The organism is Rhizobium sp. SVR5-2C (assembly GCF_056755115.1).
In genome coordinates this window covers 1-2,666 of record NZ_JBNDHT010000269.1, presented here as the reverse complement: position 1 = coordinate 2,666, position 2,666 = coordinate 1, and the positions used below count along the sequence as shown (strand labels likewise).

Genomic DNA, 2,666 nt, shown 5'->3' with positions numbered 1-2,666 from the left:
GACTCATGACCATGGGCCAAACTAGACGCAATCCGATTCGTCCTGACCCGGCGCTTGCGAGCTACCGTGTCGAGGCCCCGCGTCGTGGTCCCATCCGCCGGATGTTGAGGTGGGGCGGGTTCACCTGCGTGCTCGCAACTGCGCTTCTCTTCGTCGGTTTTCTGCGATTTGCCGACTCCGTGACAACCTTGAAGCCTCCGGCGGAACCGAAAGCCGATGCCATCGTCGTTCTGACAGGGGGCTATCAACGCATCGATCAAGCCGTCGCGCTGCTCGAGAAAGGTGCAGGCAAGCGCCTGCTCATATCGGGCGTTCATCCATCCACAACACCGGGACAGATTCGCAAGACCACATCCGCTTCGGCCGAGCTTTTCAATTGCTGCGTCGACATCGGTTACGACGCAATCGACACGATCGGCAACGCGCAGGAAGCCTCGAACTGGATCCATGCCAAAGGTTACAAGAGCGTTCTGGTCGTCACCAACAACTACCACATGCCGCGCAGCCTGGCCGAACTTGCCTATGTCGATGCTGAAACGCAATTCATCCCCTACCCGGTCGTCAACTCCGACCTGAAGACCCGCGCCTGGTTCACCGATCCGAATGCACTTCGTGTCATGCTTGCCGAATACGTCAAGGTGCTTCTGGCAGCTGCGCGCAACATGACCGGCTTTGGACGCCATGCCGGCCTTCGCTCCGCTGGTAATACCGCCCAGAACTGATTTTCATCGGACGCTTTTTATGACGGCCATTATCGTGTAGGCAGTGCCAGCAGCCTCTGGCGCCGATACTGGCTTTGGAAAATTTCATGATCGCCCTGCGTTCCGTTCTCTTCAACACGATCTTCTACTCCAATCTCATCCTCCGGATGATCGTGCTTTCGCCGTATTATTTCATCGTTCCGCGCAAAACGGCCTATGCCATCCCGAAGAACTGGGCGCTCTCGAACCACTGGCTGATGGAAAAGATCGTCGGGACGACCTTCGAAATCGAGGGCATGGAAAACCTGCCGGACGGCAGCTTTATTCTGGCCCCGAAACACCAGTCCTTCTGGGACACGTACGCCCTGCTGCCGTGGCTGAGAGACCCGGTTTACATCCTCAAGCGCGAACTGATGTGGATCCCGCTTTTCGGCTGGTACGCCAAGAAGCAACGCATGATCCCGGTTGATCGCGGCGCACGCGGCAAGGTCATGGTGGAAGTGCTGAAGCGCACCAAGGAGGAACTGGCGACAGGCCGCCAGCTGATCATCTATCCGGAAGGAACGCGCCGTCCGCCGGGCGCCGAGCCGATCTACAAGTACGGAATTGCCCGCATGTATCGGGACCTCGGCATCCCCGTCGTGCCGGTCGCCATGCATCCCGGCCTGTTCTGGCCGCGCCGGAGCGCCATCCGCCGTCCCGGCCACTTCAAGGTTCGCATTCTGCCTGCCATTCAGCCGGGCATGGACCCGGATGCGTTTTTCGAGCATCTGATCAGCGTGACCGAGAAGGCGAGCGACGAGCTCCTGATCGATACGGTGGAGCGCAATCCACACCTGCCGCTGCCGCCGACAGCCGTCGAACGCTTGGCGCAATTGCGCAGCGCGAAGGCAGCCTCGGCTTAGGCCGCGTGCAGCCGCTTGACCTCGCCTGCGACCTCTTCCAACCAGTGGTCGCGAATACCCATCTCCTTCAGGTGGGCAAGCGTATTGAAGACATAAGCGTCGTTCGGCCCTGACTGCCCTCTGGCCTCGCTTACCACACGCGCAGCGGCGAGGGCCTCGAGCGCGCCGGCATATTGCAGATGATCGCGATCGACGATGTAGGCGATGGCCTTGATCGTACGGCGGCCGGGAAGCACTAGCTGCACACGGCGCTCCAGGTAGACATTGGTCACGAGCTCACGGGCACGCAAATAGTCGATCACCTCGTCCCACTTCTCGGGATCCACGCGAAACGCCATGCCCCGGCAGGAGCCGCCGCGATCGAGGCCGAGCACAAGCCCCGGATTTTCTTGCGTGCCGCGATGGACCCAGGAATGGACGCATAGGGAACGCCGGTAGCCGTAAACAAGAGCCTGAGACCGCTCAAGAAACTCAAAGCCTGGATTCCACATCAAGGATCCGTAGCCAAACACCCAAAATTCGTCCATATCGCAGGCCAGACCGAAACTCCCTCATTCGCGATTCACCATTGGAGAAGCATCATGGCAGCGTCAAGCCAATCCGGCAGCGGCAGAAAATTCTGGTTGCTCGGCTTGGGCATCGTTCTCTTCATCGCGATCTATACCGGTGGCTGGTTCTATGCGGCTGGTCAGCTCAAGGAGACGGTGCTGAGAGCAATCGCGCCGCGCACGACAGCCGGGGTCAGCGGCGAATGTGACGATATCGATTTTCGCGGCTATCCGTTCCGCATCGGCCTCTTTTGCTCGAAAGTCGATGTGGATGACAAGATGAACGGTGTCTCCGCCTCCTTTGGCGAGCTTCGCTCCGCAGCACAGGTTTACGCCCCGGGCCACATCGTTTGGGAGCTCGATTCACCGGCCGAAATCCGCACGGCCAACGGCCTTTCGATCTCCGCACAGTGGGCAAACTTACAATCCAGTCTCGTGACGAAGCTGCAAGGCGTCGACCGCAGCTCGACGGTCATCGAAGGCCTGAAGGCGACCGCCGTCTCCTCCCAGAC

General features: G+C 59.8%; 4 protein-coding genes. 3 read left to right on the top strand and 1 reads right to left on the bottom strand.

Going from position 1 to position 2,666, the window contains the following annotated elements; genetic code table 11:
- Nucleotides 1–5: 5 nt before the first annotated feature.
- Both ACPYOI_RS35435 and ACPYOI_RS35430 read left to right on the top strand, forming a co-directional pair.
- Nucleotides 6–722 (top strand): YdcF family protein, encoded by a 717-nt coding sequence (locus ACPYOI_RS35435; protein WP_481416421.1) that lies wholly within the window; start codon nt 6–8, stop codon nt 720–722.
- Between the two features lie 86 nt (nt 723–808).
- Nucleotides 809–1,606, top strand: a complete 798-nt coding sequence (locus ACPYOI_RS35430; protein ID WP_168832623.1) for a lysophospholipid acyltransferase family protein — start codon at nt 809–811, stop codon at nt 1,604–1,606.
- Here the strand turns inward: ACPYOI_RS35430 and ACPYOI_RS35425 are convergent.
- Nucleotides 1,603–2,133 (bottom strand): gamma-glutamylcyclotransferase, encoded by a 531-nt coding sequence (locus tag ACPYOI_RS35425; RefSeq protein WP_481416420.1) that lies wholly within the window; start codon nt 2,131–2,133, stop codon nt 1,603–1,605. The genes ACPYOI_RS35430 and ACPYOI_RS35425 overlap by 4 nt on opposite strands.
- Before the next feature lie 54 nt (nt 2,134–2,187).
- On the opposite strand from ACPYOI_RS35425, the gene ACPYOI_RS35420 reads away from it, so the two are divergent.
- Nucleotides 2,188–2,666: DUF2125 domain-containing protein (locus ACPYOI_RS35420; protein WP_481424095.1), on the top strand; the 479-nt coding region annotated here is incomplete at its 3' end.